The sequence below is a fragment of the Sulfitobacter sp. SBS6 genome (assembly GCF_048285585.1).
GTDB lineage: Bacteria > Pseudomonadota > Alphaproteobacteria > Rhodobacterales > Rhodobacteraceae > Sulfitobacter > Sulfitobacter pontiacus.
The window spans coordinates 73,386-91,364 of record NZ_JBLWBA010000003.1 but is presented as its reverse complement, the minus strand read 5'-3'; the positions used below and the strand labels follow the sequence as shown (position 1 = coordinate 91,364).

Sequence of the window (17,979 nt, the reverse complement as noted above, 5' to 3'; positions counted from 1 at the left end):
CTTTGTCGACCATCTGTGGTAATATAACAAGAACTATCACGGCCGCAGTTAACCAGCCCGTTCGATATCGGACTGATGAGCCAATGTTATAAAATCCGTGGGGAGAGTGTGCCCAAATGTAAATCATCAATATAGCTAAAGATATTAGCAGAACACGGGTAATCCACCCGGTTCTTAACAACAAATCGATGCCCCTCCAACATAACAGTAAAAATGACAACGAAACACACACTGCGTCTAGGAAAAAAATCCAAGCCGCAGAAGACGACGACAAATCAAAGATGTCCCAGTAGAAAAAACTTTTAAATGGCTGAAAAAAAAGTGCGAAGCCGCTAGAGATTCCTTGGTAGGTAAACTCATCTCTGGAAAATTCACCTTGGCTGAAGTGAATATATAGGCTGTTAAAGAACTTTGAAATTTCTGGGGCGAAAATAATGCAAGCGAAAAAAGTGAGGCATGTGGCCAATGTGCAAAGCAAAATCCAGAATCGTGCGTTCATAGAGGACAGCTTGAGGCAAAGTAGAACCAAGACTTGTGCGATTCCAAGAGTAGGCTTGTAAACAATTAGAAAAATAATACAGCCTATCGTCAGGAACGTTGTTCTATAACTAGGGCTGATCACTATCTTGATGGAGAGAATCATAGCTATCGCTACAATTGTCTCTTTATTTCCCCCACCCAAGAACATCAACGACCCGGGGGCTACCAAGCTTAAGAATAGTGCATATAACTGTAGCCTACTGAACTTAATCCCATATACGCTCCAATAGATCGATAGGAGTAAGGCTATTAAAAAAACTAGGTCAACAAGCCATTTTTGGACAACAAACATTTTCAACTGATTTACAAGATAGCTAATAAGAAACGCAAAGCTCGAAAAATCTTGCCGGTCCAGAAAAGAACCATCATAATACGCGCTGGAATCGCCAAACTGATAGCTGCCGGACAAGCGAAAATTAATGATTATAATAGCAGCAAGCTTTATCAAAAATGATAAAAATATCAGAAAGTTGATTTCGCTATGGTTACGAGTATACTGGCGGCGCGACGACTTTGTGTATTTCATCAATGCTCTGTCTTTCGGACGCATGCTGCGCTACTCTGTTTAGGTTTCGATATCTTGTAGTCCAATTCTACCAAGGTTTGGCCCATAGGCCAAGACCTTGCAAATGGCGCGTTCCATCATTCAGAAAATTCGGCGGAATCAGATTGAGCAATATTTCCAAGAATTATGGCACGTAATAGTTAATTTGTAATAATTCACACAACCTTTCTATGTACAGAAACGACGATTGAAGTTTCTATTTAGTAAATATCTACAAATGGGAGGTAAATATTTTTAAAATCCAACTCTCGCAGCTTAGCGTACAGAAATGCGGAAAAAGCATTAACTTATTGCCCTACCACCATATTGACCATGTAAGAGCTTAATGATGTGATGCAGATATCGTTAAACGCTTGAGTGAGCCTTTAAAAATATTCCTAATACCTCACCAGATCACGAATCGAATCTATATAAACTTTGTTAACTACCGTTACAGAGTAGTCGCGCTCTGCAATACCGCGAGATCTCAATGAATAGTTTTGTAATTCTTCGGCAGTCATGCGATCAATTTTCTCAAAAGCACGTTGCAGACCTAGTACATCGGGTACAGGAAGCAAAAACCCATTTTGCTCGTTCCGCACAATCTCTCTTACCCCGTCATTGTCGTATGCAACCAATAAGCACCCGCTAGCAGATGCCTCGATAAGACTTCTAGGTATTCCCTCACCATATTGGCTCGGCAAAACCACCACATCAGTCGACTGCAGTAGCGGCGCCATGTTGGTTACGTGACCCAAGTAGGTTATGTTGGTGTTCGCAAGTGCCTCAATAACATCTTTTTCACTCATCCCTCCAGATCCCTCATCGACAGGAAGGCCACATATATAGAACTCAGATCTATTTACCCTTGAGTTTCTTGCTGCTTCAATATAATCTATAATACCTTTCGACAACAAAAATCGGGCCGCAAACATGAAACGACGAGTCGAGTAATTTCGCTGCTTCGCGCGAAACTTTTGCAGCGGTACTCCCGATCCTTTGACCCTTAGTGTAGGGAGTGATTTCCTGACTTTTCGGACAAACTTTTCGTCTTCTTCGTTCTGACAAAGCACAACCGCAGGAATCTTGAGGTACTGCGATAGAACATACTTTTTTAGTTTTACAGATAGCGTCGCTCGGTCACGACCCTTAATAATTTTTGATAGAACTCCAAATCCAGAAACTGTTGCCATTTGTTTGGCGTTGGAAAACAGCTGCGCCACACTTACACATAAATTCGCCATAGGATTGAAACTCAAACATATCGTTGGCTTAACCTGCCGCAATACTTTGATATAGCTGAAGATGTTCCTCGATAAGGCTGATGCTGACTTGCTGCGCGCTGTGTATTGAATCATGTGAAACTCCACGCCAAGTCGTTCAAGGTCGGTTTGATAGGAATTATCTCCTGATACGCATATTACTCTATAGCCATCCGCCAACAGTTGTTCTATCAGCTCGCTCCTAAAATTATAAATGTACCAAGAATTATTTGCTGTGATCATTATGGAGCTGTTGTTTGAGAGCATTTGACGCTTAGCCTTTGAAAACAGGATAGAAAACAGACAAGAAATCTCTATCTCTTTTTATCTCTTTGATCGCTCATTAGAACAAGTTAGTCAAATACAGTTGTAGCGATCAACGCTGACTTGGACCTGTTGCGGTTTCGTGCCGCCCCAGGTGCTCGTTTAGGCCGCCTTGCGTTCGAAAGCGACGGGGCTTTTCCAACCCAATGGTGACTGTCGGCGTTGCGGATTGTAGAAGCCATTGACGTACTCAAAGTTCGCTATCTCAGCTTGAATCGCCCCGGATTTACCGGAGACCTCTAGCTTCATTTCACGCGACCATATCGAGCACGTCGTGCTGTGCATAGAAGTTCTGTTCAGCCTCTGTTGGCGGGATGTTTCCGATGGGACCAAGTAGACGCCGGTTGTTGAACCAATCGACCCAGCCGAGGGTGGCCAGTTCCAGATCCTGCATGTTGCGCCACGGTCCTTGGCGATGGACCAGCTCTGTTTTGTAGAGACCGTTAATTGTCTCAGCGAGGGCGTTATCATAGGAATCCCCGACGCTGCCGACCGACGGTTCGATGCCAGCCTCAGCCAAACGCTCGGTGTAACGAATGGACAAATATTGACCGCCGCGATCCGAATAGTGAACCAATCCACTTTTCTGGACCGGCCGCCGATCATGCAGGGCCTGCTCCAAAGCATCGAGAACAAAATCCGTTTTGGCGGATCGCGAGACCCGCCACCCCACGATGCGATCAGCAAACGTATCGATGACGAAGGCCACATAGACAAAGCCCTGCCATGTCGACACGTAGGTGAAGTCGCTGACCCAGAGAAGGTTAGGGGCTGGTGCTCGGAACACGCGGTTCACCTTGTCACGCGGACAAGGCGCTGACGTGTCAGGGACGGTTGTTTTGACCACCTTGCCCCGCACAGCCCCACGGATGCCAATCTGTTTCATCAACCGTTGCACCGTGCATCTTGCAACCTCAAAGCCCTCACGTTTCAACTGATGCCAGGCCTTGCGCACCCCGTAGACCTGATAATTCTCATCCCAGACACGTTTGATCTCCGGGCGCAGCTCTGTATCCCGCTGATACCGGGCAGAAGCTTTGGCCGGATCAGCGAGGCATGCCAGACGATGGTAGTAAGTTGACGGCGCAATCGGCAACACCCTGCAGATCGACTCGACACCGTAAACAGCCCTTTGATCATCAATGAAGCCGATCATCGCTTGAGTGGGCGGTCGAGTTCCGCCTGCGCAAAATAAGCTGATGCCTTGCGGAGAATTTCATTCGCTTGGCGCAGCTCACGGTTTTCCCGTTCCAGCGTCTTTATGCGATCACGTTCTTCGGTTGTCATTCCGTCGCGCATGCCGCTGTCCTTCTCAGCCTGCTTGACCCATCCGCTCAAGGTTTGGGGAATACAGCCGTTCTTGGGTGCAATGGCCGCGATCGCGCCCACCTGCGTTTCGTAGGAGCCTTGATGCTCGAACACCATTCGGACCGCGCGAGCGCGGACCTCTGGCGAGTAGCGATTTGCCATTTTGCTTTTTGTCATAACCATCATCCTTACTTAAGTTGATGGTCTCCGACAAACTCGGGGCGATTCAGAAGCCCAACACGAGCAGGCCGGCGAAGGGTCACAAGACCTATCCCTACCTGCTGCGAGGTCTGCGGGTGGATCGCCCGAACCAAGCCTGGTGTTCGGACATCACCTATCTGCCCATGCGCCGAGGGTTCCTCTATCTGGTGGCGATCATGAACTGGCACACTCGAAAGGTTCTGTCCTGGCGGATCTCGAACACCCTGGAGGCCGACTTCTGCGTCGAAGCGCTGAAAGAGGCCATTCATAAGTTCGGCCCGCCCGAGATCATGAACACAGATCAGGGATCCCAGTTCACGTCCTTCGCTTGGGCGGATCGGCTGCGGCGTTCCGGGGTGCGGATCTCGATGGATGGGAAAGGCAGGTTCCTCGATAATATCTTCATCGAGAGGTTGTGGCGCGCCCCGAAATACGAGTGTGTCTACCTGCTTGCCTGGGAGACCGGATCAGAGACAAAAGCAGCCATTCGGAAATGGATGACCTTCTACAACCACCAGCGTCCTCACTCAGCCCTCGGCGGCAAGCCACCGGCGCTGGTCTATTGGCAGAAAAATGATATCAATCAACCCGATCGGCAGGTGCAGAGAGTAGCTTAAATTACGCCAGATCCTGTCCAACAGATAGGGAGTAGCTCAGCGTTAGTCAACCTTGACCTTGCCACGGTTACTCACAGCTATGGAGGTCGAAATTAACGCAACTGAACGGTTGTCAATCGCCTGTCTTGTCACCTTGCCCCCCGCCCCTAATAGTTGCCATGGTGATCTTCAGGTCAAGTAACACTGATTGTAATTTAATATACCGAGCATCCCAAATAGCAAGCTTCTCAGGGTCACTCATGTCAACATCGTTTACTTGGGCAAGGCCGCTGATGCCCGGTTTTACATTGAAAATGCCTCTCATGTTTCGCGCATTGTATAATTCTCTTTGCCCCGGCAAACCGGGGCGAGGTCCAATCAAGCTTATCTCATTTTTAAATATATTCCAAACTTGCGGAAGCTCGTCCAACTTCGTTCTTCGTAGAAAGCGGCCAATTGGGGTAACCGAAGCTTGAGAAACCTCATGCGTGCCTGCCTGAACAGTCCCCTGCTGCATTGTGCGAAACTTATAGCACATAAAAATTTTTCCATGCAGCCCTATGCGCTCCTGGGCAAAAATACCGGGGCCAGGAGTACCGAAACGCACTAGAGCCCAGATGATTAAAAGCGCCCACCACAATAGTACAACTACAGCTATAGCGAAAATCAGGTCCATCCCACGCTTTATCAATCCGAAAGCCGCATTCTGCAACTGCCCCTCCGATAATATCACAGCGTTCTGAGTCTCATTTGGCTGGACAACAAATTGCGTCAACTGGCTTGCTTTCACGGAGGGCTTTAACGCTAGCAAGAAGGCTTGCAATGGTTTCTCGAGAAACGAGGGCATACGATTGAGGAAAAAAAGTTTTCCATTCCATTTTTCACCGCGTACGAAAGGAAGGTATACATTGGTTACTTCAATCCCCGAAACCTCGCCGAGGCTAGACACCGCCTCGCGTTTGCTTTTTGCGTATGGAGATTGATTTTGGCTATCCAACACATGGACGGAAGAAATATTGTAGAATTTCTTGATGCCACACTTCGCAGCAGCCTTAGCAGTCTTTAGGGTTAGAGCTACATTAATATCATGGAAATCAGACTCATTTCCTGAAGCGTCGTTATTAAGAACAGATAAGTGAATCAGGGCATCAAAATTTTGTGCATACGCCGGGATTTCAGCAAATGAGCAGCTTTGTATGCTAGGAAAAATTTTCTCCAATCTTGCGACGTCGCGCCCGACGAGGAGCAGCGTATCGCACCGGTTTTTCAAGATAGAGACAATGTTTTGGCCTACGTAGCCGGAAGCACCAGTGATAACGATTTTCAACAAAAACTCCATAGATATATGTCCCGCTTAGTAGTCGGGATAATGCTTAAGTTACGCTGTTAAACCGGTGGAACCGAGATAAACAGTATTATAGGGTAGATAGCTTTGTTATCAGCCAACGTACGTTAGCCTGACCCTACCCGAGATCCACTATCCTGTACGTGATAGCCCTCAACCCGCGCTGCTATCAACTTGCGAAGCCGAACCGTATCGGCATCCATAATCGCTGCATTCAATTCTTGTAGCATCGCGGCGACCTCTATCTGGCTAAGCATACCTTCATGTGCTCGTAGGATCTTAGCATGCGGGGTAGGCAGCAGGCTGTCATCGTCAATCAACAGTTCTTCGTATAGCTTCTCGCCTGGCCTGAGACCTGTTACTTCGATCTCGATGTCACCCTCTCCCGTCTCCGGATCGTTAACCTTCCGCCCCGAGAGCGCGATCATCCGACGGGCGATGTCGATGATCTTCTGTGGCTCTCCCATGTCCAACACGAAGACATCACCACCCTTTGCGTATGCACCAGCCAACAAGACCAAACGTGCAGCCTCAGGGATTGTCATAAAGAAACGCGTGACGTCCTTGTGGGTTACCGTCACCGGCCCCCCGCGAGCGATCTGTTTTTGAAACAGTGGTAGAACCGAACCAGAGGAACCCAGTACGTTGCCGAAGCGCACCATCGCGAATTTCGTTGCAGCATTGCGCGTGTGGACGTCTTGCACCACCAGCTCGGCCATCCGTTTGGTGGCACCCATAATATTTGTAGGTCGTACGGCTTTGTCGGTTGAGACGAGAATGAAGCGCTCCAGCTTCGCGTCAGCAGCGGCTTCGGCGACAACCTGAGTACCAAGCACGTTGTTGCGCGCGCCTTCTAGCTCGTTTTCCTCGACTAGTGGCACGTGTTTATAGGCCGCGGCGTGGAGGACAATCTCGACCCCCTCCTCCGCAATCACGCTGGCTACGCGCGCCTTGTTGGTCACCGACCCAAGGCGGCTGACAATAGGGATACCCGTGGCCTTCGCCTCAGGCTGCAGTTCCTGATCAATCGAGTACAGCTGGAACTCACCTTGTTCAAACAGCACAATTCGCGCCGGGTTACAGTTTAGCAGCTGCCGGCAAAGCTCGGACCCGATCGAGCCCCCCGCTCCGGTCACCATTACAACGCGGCCAGCATAAGTCTTTGCGATTTCAGGCGTATCAAGATCAACCTTATCTCGGCCCAAAAGCTGATCTGGCGCGACGGTGCGCAAGCTATCAGCGAGCCCCTTGCCAGACATCAGGTCCACATACGACGGAAGCACCTGCACTTCAACCTCCTGAGCTCTGAGCTTGGAGATTAACTCGTCCCTACGCTTCTTGGCCATAGATGGTACGGCCAGCAGAATTTGTTCGATATCGCGTGCTTTGATCAGCTTCCCGAGTATAGCCGGATCATGAACAGGCAGCCCAGCAACCATGAGACCGTGCAAGTTCGGGTTGTCGTCGATAAAGAACACGGGCCGCGCTTCGCTCGCCTGCCTCAAGGCGGCTGCCAATTGGATACCCGCGGCCCCTGCCCCGTAGATCGCGACAGGCTTACGGTTGCCCCCACGCTCTGACAACCAGCGCAAGAGGTTCAGCCCCACCACGCGCGCCGCGACGGCGAAGATGCAGAAAAACAACCCCAAAAGAAGCGGTACGGACCGCGGTGCCGACAGTTTCAACCAGTAGCTTAGCATCACCGCGCTGAAAGTAATCAATAGCGACGCTACGCCAATGTTTGACATGGAGTGGGTATCGAAAGCGTTGAGCTTGATCCTGTGGAGCCGCAGTGCCCAGATGACACCAACGCCCCACATTGAGATGACGGGGAACAGCACCCAACTGTCTCTGATCAGCATCCAGGGTGTGCCTGTCCCGTATCGGAAGGCAAAGGCGCAATAGAGGGCAATGGGTACGAACATGCTGTCGATGGCCAGGAAAATGGCCCGCTTCTTCGCCCTCGACAGGTCGTGAATACTGTTCATTTGCATGGCGATAATTTTCTTTGAGTATATATGGTCGTTTGTAATGCGCAGAGGTTACCAAATTACCGTCATTTCAAGAAGGTATTTTTGCGGATCGGCAGCTAGCAGATTGAGTTATACGTCTTACCGTCGTTGGTGCCGCAAGATGTTGGATACTCCTCCCCGCGCCACCCTATATAAAAAGACCATCTAAAATGGAATACGTCAGATACTACGGACAATGATGCGCTGATGTGTCCGGATGAGAATATCTTCCATCCCGACATCGCAAAGAAGATTCATGGACATGGCATCCATGGCCGGCCGATCGTCATCCCGATGACAATTTGCATGGTTGTTCGGGGGCATAACACATAAAGTCGCCTTGTACTTATATTATCACAAATTGTCAGCTGACAATTTCACGGCTTGCCAGAGCCATCAGCATAGGTTGTAGTGAAAATACCCCATCGCGCGACATCTGTGTCAGCCGGCCAAGGTATGCGCCCGGGTTGGGGATGGCTTTCTCAAGCACACGTAAGATAGTGACCGGTTCTGCCCCGCCGCCAATGGAACGTTTGAGTCGATATTGCATGACTGGGCGATCCCGAGTATACGCCCAATTTTCGTATGGTATCAATCTATTAACTGCCCGTCTATCTTTAGACCCTAGTATGCTAATTGTGCGTACGGCTAGCATCGACCAATGCTGAATTCGGTTCGGTCTCGAATATTTCCTTTGTATTAAAGTTCGTAAAACATAAATGACCGCTCACGTTAGATTGCTGTCCGAGAGCGCTTCGTAAACTCGTTCTTGATGTAGGTTCGACGACGGCGTAGAATACGTCATATGGATCACACATACTATCGCAACCTGTCCTCCCGAATATCTGACTGATTACCAGTTCGGTATTTGGGAGTGCCTTGGTGGGACACGGGATTTATAAACCCTTTGGCAGCAGATTACTGTGTCGTTGGCGGTTCAATTCCGCCCATTCCTACCAATACCTGTATGTGAATTTTGAACCTGTTACGCTGCAGTTGAACGTATATCTTCGTTAACGCTAACTTCCTGCTGAATTCGACAGGGCCCTTTCTAACCCAGTATTGGGTTCCGCCTGTACAGATTACGATAACTAATGATGGCTGCAATGACTGTCGTCGGGGTTCCACCCCGTCTTTTTAGCCACCACCACATTCGTTCAGCCATCATGGTTGGCGTGAGTGGATGAGATCCCTATGGCTTGCCGTCATTAGCTATTCAGTTGCGGTGCTCTAACGTCGGCCCCGAAAGAAAATATGTTGCCAGCCGTCATCGGAAAGAAGGCTTTTAGAGCCTGCAAAAAATGCTTGGGTCACATGACAGAGCTCTAACAGAATCGGGCATTTGAGATATATGTCGTTTTACGTATGTACACAAAATACATCTTGTGTTTATTTCTGCGCGCGCAACAAACTGTTGAATTTACGCGAGTTCATGAATCTTAAGTCGCTGATATCTAACCAATTACTTCCGCTACGAATACTTTGCCTCAACACCCTCAAGCCACTCAACAGTTTATCCTAGATTAATCCGTCATATCTGTTAATGTCTCTCAAACAATAAAGACTTGAGGGCATCAATGAGCGGGATTCGAGCCTCCCAGAGATTTGAAGTCATGTCCAAGCGGCTGGGTAACCGGTTGCATGAACATGCGCAGGAAACCTTCCCACCGGACGCTCAGAAGGGCCTCCGCCGCTTTGCCATGCGGGAAGCAGCTGAACTGCTTCGCATCAACCAGAACACCTTCCGACATCATGTGTCGAACCTCGAAGGCTTCCCAGAAGGGATCTTAGAGGGCGGCAATCGCCGTAGCTTCTCTGCAGAGGAGATGGTTGAGGCACAGCGCGTGCTTCTTGAGACTGGGAGGATCAAATCAGAAGAGCATCCGCACAGAAGACCGGGAGAAGCTTGTCAGGTTTTGACGATCTTCAACCTGAAGGGCGGCTCTGCCAAGACATCATCTGTTGCTCACATTGGGCAATTATTAGGTCTACGTGGGTACCGAGTTTTGCTGATCGACCTTGATAGCCAAGCAAGCCTGACGAACCTATTCGGTGTTACGCCCGAACTTGATCCGGATATGCCGACCTCATACGATCTGATCAAATCCGATGATCCGCTTCCCGCGGCAGAAATTATTCGCAAAACGAACTTCCCGACTGTCGACCTGATCCCGGCGTCTATGGACATCATGGAGTACGAGTTCGAGGTCGCACTGAGCTTCAGAGAAGGTACCACGACCTTCCATAGCCGCATCAGGGATGCGCTTGAGCCCGTCCTGAACCGATATGATGTGGTGTTGTTTGATACCCCACCGCAGCTAAACTTCTCGGTGATCTCGGCTCTTTTTGCATCGACTGGCGTACTAATCCCACTGAACGCCTCAATGCTCGATGTCATGTCCCTTGCGAGCTTTCTTGCAATGGCGAGTAACTTGATGGGCGTAGTCGAGACGCATGCCCCCGAACACGGGCTAAACTTCGTAAGACTTCTCATCACACGCTACGAAAATACCGATGGTCCGCAGGTTCAAATTTCGTCTCTACTTCGGACCGTGCTTGGAGATGCGGTACTATCTGCAGAGTTCCTCAAATCAACTGCAGTGGGCGACGCTGCAAATACTCAACAGAGCATATTTGAAGTCGAACCTCGCGATGTAAATCGTCGAACTTACGAGCGCGCGACCGAGTCCGTATCTCGCGTGACGGATGAGGTCGAACGAGAAATCCTCAAGGCATGGGGGCGTAGTGATGGCACGTAAAGTCTTCGGAAATTCCCTAAAGAATGCGATGGGTGAAGCGACGCCTTCGGAAGAAAATTTGGATACGAGCCGCACGAGCCCGACCGTAGCTCGCGCACAGGCATCCATTCTTGAAGAAGATAAACACGCCACACGGCTGATAGACCCGACCGCCATACAGATGTCCGCGGTCATGGATCGCATCGATCCCAGCGATGGGCTGGATGATCTTGTCTCGTCGATCCGTGAGCACGGTCAAAAAGTTCCAGTTTTGGTTCGCAGAACCTCGAATGGATCCCTTGAGATTGTCTATGGTCGCCGCAGGCTTCTCGCCTGCCGCGAACTTAGTCAGAAGGTGCGCGCAACGGTCATGCAGATGACCGACGAGGAAGCACTCATTGCCCAAGGTGTAGAAAACAATGCCCGCCAAGACCCATCGTTCATCGAAAGGGCTCTGTTTGTAGCCGGCATCATTCGGGAACTTGGGAAGACAGGCGAGGCCCGCAAGAACGCCCAGACAGTTGCGTATCGGGCACTTCAGATAGATGAATCGCTTGTTTCACGGATGAACCGTATCGCGACAGGCATCCCTAACGAATTGATTCTGGCTATCGGACCTGCGCACGGTGTTGGTCGACGGGTCTGGGAAAAGCTCTTTCGGCTATGCGAGAAAGACCGCGCAAGAGCCCGCGAAATTGCCGCCGAAATCCCCCGCAACTTACCAGGCCCCGATCGTCTAGAAGCAGCGGTTACCTTGCTGACGGCCACCAAGCCATCTGCACCTTCGGTGAACCCCGATGAGCGCGTGAAGGTCGGGCGGAGAGGTAATCGTATCACCATCGACGCTGATGCAGATCTTGCGCCACGCGTTGAGGAGGCTGTGCGCAAACTGATAATTGAGCTTCTTGACCGCGGTCAAGATGGGCCAGAGTAACAACCCGCTTCTTGACCGCGGTCAAGACGTCAAAAATAATGAGCAGCAAACGAAAGGAGGACCGGCTAGAAAAAGAAAGACCCCCCGAAAGCGATACTTCCGAAGGGCCTCAATTAGTCTCGACACCTAATTGATACTCCTTAATCGAATCGAATTCAACACCGCTGGCGGTGAACGGGGAAGCTTTTTCTTCCGAAACACCATGAAACATCAAAACACAACACGAACCGCCTTGGCGGAACGGATAAACTTGCCCTGCCCTAACCCGTATGAGCTGTTAGGCCCGGTTCGCGTCCTGAGGAAAGAACTCGGCCTGACGAGCAGCGACCTTGCCGTTTTGAACGCACTCATCAGCTTTCTTCCCCGTGAAAGACATGGAAATCTGGATAGCCAGCAGATTGCACTTACCGTCGTTTTCCCATCGAACGCTTCGTTGTCACAGCGCGCCAATGGCCTTGATGAAAGAACACTTCGTCGCTGCCTCGGACGCCTCTCAGCGGCTGAACTGATTGAACGCAAGAGCTCCGCAAATGGTAAACGCTTCCCGTTACGGTATGGTGGTGTGATTAAGGACGCCTTCGGTATCGACCTGGAGCCCTTGATCCAAAGGTATGACACTCTCGCGATGCAGGCGTCGCAGCTTACCGAAGAACGCGAGCACCTACGGTCACTGAAGACCGAAGCCTTAGCACTCCGTGCGTCTCTCCTTCGACAGACATGCCTCGACGAAGGAAAACTCTCTAACCTACACATAATTAGAAATGTCTTGCGTCGAGCGACGTTGACCGTGGACGCAGTTCTAGGCATTATCTCGGAGCTTCGAACTCTGGGAGCCTCCACGGACGCGTGCTACGGTGAGAGGCACACCGTAGCAAATGCCGACGCAGAAGACAGTCTACAAGCTGTCGAACAGCGATCAGATGGACTAGATCCGGTCGAACTGACCGCCACAAACGGACAAAATGTCCGGCACATAGAGTCTACTAAAAAAGATATAAAAAAGTTCGTTGTAACAACCGAGGATCAGGACAAACAAACGACGCGATCTCAGGCAAAAATGAACCGTGACCCTGCAAAGATGGCATGGGCGGACTTCAACCATGTAGCAAGACTTTTCCCAGAACCTCCTCACTCAAAGGAAACCCTTACTCGCGTTCTATATGACCTCGGTCGAATGCTGAGAGTGGGACAAGATAAGTTAAAACGTGGCATCCAAAAGGCCGGCGCAGGCAAACTGCTTCTAGTCTTCGACTACCTGATAGCCCGCTCCGGAACGATTAAGCACCCCGATGCCTATTTCGAAAAGGTGCTATGCACACAACATGACCGCATATGAGTTTCTTGACCGCGGTCAAGAAACTCCGCGAGGTTAAATGGCATGTGAGTTTAAGGGAACGGGAAGTGATTTGCCTCGCGGTTGCTACCGAAATTTATCGTAGAGAAAAACTGATTAAAGACGCCCACAGTATGCTCTGTTTACTACCAAGATATGCGTAGTTTGAACTTCTTATGATCCGCTCTGCCTTGCTGTGCAAATAAGCAAAGAAGTTGTTTGCCTCTTAAAGCACTTATAGCCTTTCGCGATAATCGCCTCAGGGACGTACTGAGCGCTGCAAATGGTGAAGTAGTATCTCAAATTAGCCTCCGAGGCCCCTGCCCTTATGGGGATTTCTACCTGACATGGAACTACGATAGAGTGCATATTGGATTCCCTCGTGAACTTCCGTTGCCTACGTCGGCCTTATAAATACATATGAAAGACTCCGAACGAGATAGATCGTTAGAACACGGGTTCTGCTGCCGTGCCCATCGGTTAGACCGCGGTCTAGTTGATCCTAGTTAGGCAGATGGGTGATCTAACCCCAAGGTCACAGGGTGGGGGGATAAAACCTCTCAAGTTCAACATTTTCGAATGAGCCTTACCGTATCCTGAAAATCTAAATCTCAGTTTAATCCTTCAAAGATAACTTGACCGAGCATTCAGATAAAAAATGCAATTTCAAATTTTCAAACAAGGAAATGCCATGACCAACGACTTTAATATCCCGTCAAAAGCAACCCATATTGAGTTGCCGAAAACCCTCGTTCTTGTCCTCCCTGGGAGTATGTTCGGATCAGCAGAATCCCAATTGGGGCGTAAGGCGCGCGAATATCGCAATGCAGTTGCAGAGGAAATACTATCACACGACGGACACTTTGCGGTGATTGATGGCTTTTTATCGGATGAAATCCAACGAGGGTTTGACGACGTAATCGAGAAAGGGCTCTCCAATGCTATTCTCGCTGCGGAACGCATAGGGTGTCTGAATTCGGTTTCAGCAGTTCGTATGTATGGTTGCGACACGGGCGAGTCAGCTTATGATGGCTGGCAGGAAAATCGTTCATATTGCCTGGATGAATATTTCGATGGACCAGATGACGCAGCGGAGTTCTTGAGTAGGCATCTCGAAACTTCCGAGATCACGGTAACTGGTGCTTGGGCAACACTAGATGACAGCTCCGGTTGCGTGAACGGGGTTGCACAAACTCTCAGGTCCCTTATGCCAAACACCCAGGTGCGGATTAGCGAGACAGCGATCTTCGAAGAATACGAAGATGGAGAGCTCGACGGAACACCGGTCTTCAATACTTTGAAATGACACTGGCCAATTCCCACGCCCTGAATGATTGATGATCATACGAGGTAGAGAGCATTTAACATAATCTGATAAAGCCCTGCAGATGCCGAGTTAGCGCTGCTGGACTTTATTCAGTTATTAAATCTCTAGCGCTCAGCGCCTTCCTTGATGCACCTATAGGTTGCGTTTTGGTTATTTTGCCTCAGTAAACGTAACTCGCAAAACGCGGAAATTTAGTGAGCAGGGGTAATCAAGTAGCGCAAACTTGCGTGATTACGACCTTGCGCTGGTTCAGATTAAATTTCCTCCGTCGCTGACGTACCAGGTCTTGTACTGCACTGCTCTGATAGTGCGACGTCTACAAAATCCTTCTTATCCTCGTTGGAGCCAGCCACACGCTTGGGACGATGGTTCTGGAAGCTTTTTACTTTGTGTTAATGGGCCGTGACAATCTCCTACCAAGAGGGGGATTTAATATGACCCAGGCTACTGATCTCAATAGATCACCATTTAAAAAGCTAAAGCTTGAAACGGCAAAATTAATCTTGGCAGGTTTTCGGCGACCGGCATACGCGGGTGTTTTGCAGCGTCATCCAAAACAAGCGACCTATGCATGCGACTTGCTGCTGGATGCCATAGGAAGAAAAATCCAAGTCAAAGTCGCAGGTGGCTTATCCGAGGACTGCATGTGCTGTTGTGCTGCAGTTCATGGGCTACCCCACTTAATCTCAGCGCTGACGCTGGATCTGATCCACGAATCATCAGCTTCGTTCCCGAGGTATTTAGTAGGGGAGATTGCACTAAACCCAGCAAGGCTTCGGCTCACTCTTTTGCCGTTCCTCGGAAAATCTGATGACCGGACTTGGGTCTGTGTTCTTGAGCATTGGATGGACGAGGCATGCTGATATGAGTGCAGATCCCTTTCTAAATCCATCGACCTTAAAGGGGCGCGCGTCGTCACTTAGTACCTGGGGCTTTGGTCTTTCCATTAACAATCCTCACCCGACGACCACGGGTGAACACTATGTGCAGAACGGTAATTATATAATCGTGGAAGGCATTTCAGAGAAGCGGGCCTCAAATGCTAAGGCTCTGGCGAAAGCTGGTCAAAGTGCCGCAAACGCAGCGCTGTCATGGTGACTGGCTTTCCGATGAAAAGCCTAAAAGATGCAGCCGCTGCCATAGCAGGGCGGAACCCAACGCATTCGGAGCGCTTGTTTTCCGATAGTTTGATCGCTTACGCATTTGCGCAGGAAGCGAACCGCTTGTACGCTCCAGAAGATCTCATTGCTTCGGGTACTTGGCAGAAATATGAGGTGCGCGCTGCAGCTCTTGCTAAAAAAAGCCCGCGCGACAATCCGTATGAGGCTTTCCTTAGGATAGATAGGGCAGGGGCGTGGGAGACCGTTAACACCCGTCAAGCATACAGATCTGCCCTTGTGCGCTTAGCCGCGCAGTCGGTAATCGAAGGTGCTCCCAATTTCTGGAAACACCATATCTCGCAAAAACCAACAGCAAAGGCGACACTCCAACTTTACGAATGGCTTCGCAAAAGCAGTGATAGTGCGTTGGTTGCCAGATTTGTGGCCGCGCAACGCCCGCTTGATAAGACTGAGTATGATAGGTTTAGGAGCGCGGTGGCTTTCCTTATCGCCCAACCGCCGGACCCATCACATCAAGCGCTAAGAAAAAATAAAAGTGTTCGATCGACTAAATCCAAAAGAAAGCCCAACGCCCAAATTGCGTCATTGCGTGCGCTCAATCAGCATCAGGATCGTATACGCAAATCGGACCCGACCTATTGTTGGCTCGATACTTACTGGCGGTTTGTGCTGGCTGACGACAACACCAGCGATTTGCAGCGGGCAACGATTGCGACATTGATTTTGACAGGCTGCCGACCAGTCGAATTTTCATGCCGTTTAGGCATTGAGGTTTCTATAGCAGATGTTGATGCGGCGAAAAGGCTTACGTTCAAAATTCACGGAGCTAAAACGGCTACGAAAAAGGAGATATCGTTAGAACCGAAGGGGCAGGCAATACGCCAGATCACCTTGGGCTGTCACAGTCGTGAAGCGCTTTGGCTACACCGCCACATTTCGCGGTCCGCTGAAAGCCGTTTAGTATTTGGTCAAGCGACGGCTCCGTATTCATTATCTGGAAAGGTGCTATCGATAGCCGAACAGGAGCGGCTATTGACCACTAGTCTTGGGAAACGCGTCAAGAAAATTGGTAGTCGCGCGTTCCCTCGTCTCAAGCATAACGTGACACCATATGTTTTTAGGCATTCATTTGCGGACGCGATGAAGACGGAAGGACGATTTGATGAACGGGCGAGGGCTGCGGCGCTAGGACAGCAAAGCACGCGTACGTTAGGGCATTACGGTGGGTCAAACCGGCGGCGGAAAACACAGTCGGTACGATCCCAACAGATTGTACGTATTGAAGCTAGCAGCCCTGTTCGAGAGTATTCCCGAAGCTTCCCAAACGATGTCGGAACGAATTCTCGCCCAAGGTTGTGAACTGTAACGGCCAAATTAAACCGTCAGTGCCCTATATTTTCCGCGTCCGCCTCAGGGCACAACATTCTCGCGGATAAGTGCAAACCATATCCAGCGCATCGCTCCAAAGTCCACGGCTGCCTATGGGCATGTTGGGTTTGTCTAAACTTGGGAGCAATGCGCTCTGTAAATTAGCTACTGCAATACTCTCGGCCTGGTCAAGCAGGCTATGAAAGCTGGTTTCTCAGCCATTACAAATAGAAGGCTGATTCGCCTAAGGATATGACGGAAATCGCCTAGATAGATCCCATATGTAACATGTTGTAATGAACATAACGTTACAATATGTTACAGTGTTTAAAGACAGGCATTTAAGGCAGGAAGAAATGGCAATTAACCAACAGCGGGTTTTCCAGGCGGCTGAACAATTGATCGAGCAGGGCACTGAGCCGACCAATAGGAACATTCGGGAAGTGCTTGGTGGTGGGTCACTTGAAACCATCACACCGTTACTCCGAGAATGGAAATTGCTCCAAGAGCGATCGGCAGACATACCAAACAGCGTTCACGTGGCCATGGATCATACTCTGAAGCGAGTATGGATCGAGGCAAAAGATCATGCAAAGCGTACCTTTGTTGGGGAACGAATGCTGTTGGAAGCACAGATATCAAAGCTAGAGGATGAGCTTCGTTTGGCTGATGAAGCCAAGGAAAAGACGGATGCGGATATCGCCAAGCTTCAGGAAACAATTAAAGCCAGTGAGGCCGCAGCTGAATTAGCGAAATCACAATCGGCGGAACGTATTGCTGATCTAAAAAGCGCTCTTTCTGAGACGAAGGAAGAAACGAAAGAGGCAAGGGCAAGTGAGCGGGATTTGAACAAACAATTGGTAGCATTGACGAAAGAGGCTTCGGAGATGAGGGTTCTCGCCGAGAAAGCGCAGGCAGATGCAGAACATGCCAATGCCAAGCTGAGGAGCGGCACAAAGTAGGCGAACACTCGCCAGATGGGTCTTGTTCGCGGCCATAGCTGGCAGGAATGCCCAAAGATAAAAG

General features: G+C 49.8%; 12 protein-coding genes, 1 pseudogene and 1 other annotated feature. Of the genes and pseudogenes, 8 read left to right on the top strand and 5 right to left on the bottom strand.

The window, feature by feature from the left end; translation table 11 throughout:
* Nucleotides 1-1,482 precede the first annotated feature (1,482 nt).
* Both ACNQ62_RS01230 and ACNQ62_RS01225 read right to left on the bottom strand, forming a co-directional pair.
* Complete coding sequence (locus ACNQ62_RS01230; RefSeq protein WP_418094020.1) at nt 1,483-2,589, bottom strand: glycosyltransferase; 1,107 nt, start codon at nt 2,587-2,589, stop codon at nt 1,483-1,485.
* A gap of 331 nt (nt 2,590-2,920) precedes the next feature.
* Nucleotides 2,921-4,155 (bottom strand): IS3 family transposase gene (locus ACNQ62_RS01225; protein WP_418094019.1). Its coding sequence is split into 2 segments (ribosomal slippage): nt 2,921-3,861 and nt 3,861-4,155, totalling 1,236 coding nucleotides; the frame shifts between segments, so codons are not numbered across the junction.
* Nucleotides 3,752-3,868 (bottom strand) — a sequence feature (AL1L pseudoknot). It overlaps the preceding gene by 117 nt.
* A gap of 17 nt (nt 4,156-4,172) precedes the next feature.
* Here ACNQ62_RS01225 and ACNQ62_RS01220 point away from each other — a divergent pair.
* Nucleotides 4,173-4,796, top strand: a pseudogene (locus ACNQ62_RS01220) (IS3 family transposase); the annotation flags it as partial.
* A gap of 112 nt (nt 4,797-4,908) precedes the next feature.
* On the opposite strand, the gene ACNQ62_RS01215 reads toward ACNQ62_RS01220, so the two are convergent.
* The 3 genes from ACNQ62_RS01215 to ACNQ62_RS01205 all read right to left on the bottom strand — a co-directional run bounded on the left by ACNQ62_RS01215 (nt 4,909) and on the right by ACNQ62_RS01205 (nt 8,682).
* Nucleotides 4,909-6,102, bottom strand: coding sequence for a sugar transferase (locus tag ACNQ62_RS01215; RefSeq protein WP_418094018.1), 1,194 nt, complete (start codon nt 6,100-6,102; stop codon nt 4,909-4,911).
* Between the two features lie 125 nt (nt 6,103-6,227).
* Nucleotides 6,228-8,114: a polysaccharide biosynthesis protein gene (locus ACNQ62_RS01210; protein WP_418094017.1), complete on the bottom strand. Its 1,887-nt coding sequence runs from the start codon at nt 8,112-8,114 to the stop codon at nt 6,228-6,230.
* A gap of 382 nt (nt 8,115-8,496) precedes the next feature.
* Complete coding sequence (locus tag ACNQ62_RS01205) at nt 8,497-8,682, bottom strand: hypothetical protein (protein ID WP_418094016.1); 186 nt, start codon at nt 8,680-8,682, stop codon at nt 8,497-8,499.
* 1,063 nt (nt 8,683-9,745) lie between these two features.
* On the opposite strand from ACNQ62_RS01205, the gene repA reads away from it, so the two are divergent.
* The 7 genes from repA (at nt 9,746) to ACNQ62_RS01170 (ending at nt 17,915) form a co-directional block, all read left to right on the top strand.
* Nucleotides 9,746-10,891 carry a plasmid partitioning protein RepA gene (repA, locus tag ACNQ62_RS01200; RefSeq protein WP_418094015.1) on the top strand — a complete coding sequence of 382 codons (1,146 nt, stop codon included), beginning with the start codon at nt 9,746-9,748 and terminating at the stop codon, nt 10,889-10,891.
* Entirely contained in the window at nt 10,881-11,804 is a 924-nt protein-coding gene (locus tag ACNQ62_RS01195; protein WP_418094014.1) for a ParB/RepB/Spo0J family partition protein, read from the top strand. The genes repA and ACNQ62_RS01195 overlap by 11 nt, the downstream gene beginning before the upstream one ends.
* Nucleotides 11,805-12,006: 202 nt before the next feature.
* Nucleotides 12,007-13,140 (top strand): helix-turn-helix domain-containing protein, encoded by a 1,134-nt coding sequence (locus tag ACNQ62_RS01190; protein WP_418094013.1) that lies wholly within the window; start codon nt 12,007-12,009, stop codon nt 13,138-13,140.
* 688 nt (nt 13,141-13,828) lie between these two features.
* On the top strand, nt 13,829-14,443 hold the full coding sequence (locus tag ACNQ62_RS01185; RefSeq protein ID WP_418094012.1) for a hypothetical protein: 615 nt from the start codon (nt 13,829-13,831) through the stop codon (nt 14,441-14,443).
* Nucleotides 14,444-14,898: 455 nt separating this feature from the next.
* Complete coding sequence (locus ACNQ62_RS01180; RefSeq protein ID WP_418094011.1) at nt 14,899-15,327, top strand: hypothetical protein; 429 nt, start codon at nt 14,899-14,901, stop codon at nt 15,325-15,327.
* 228 nt (nt 15,328-15,555) lie between these two features.
* On the top strand, nt 15,556-16,944 hold the full coding sequence (locus ACNQ62_RS01175) for a hypothetical protein (protein WP_418094010.1): 1,389 nt from the start codon (nt 15,556-15,558) through the stop codon (nt 16,942-16,944).
* Nucleotides 16,945-17,309: 365 nt separating this feature from the next.
* On the top strand, nt 17,310-17,915 hold the full coding sequence (locus ACNQ62_RS01170; protein WP_418094009.1) for a DNA-binding protein: 606 nt from the start codon (nt 17,310-17,312) through the stop codon (nt 17,913-17,915).
* The last annotated feature ends 64 nt before the right edge of the window (nt 17,916-17,979 follow it).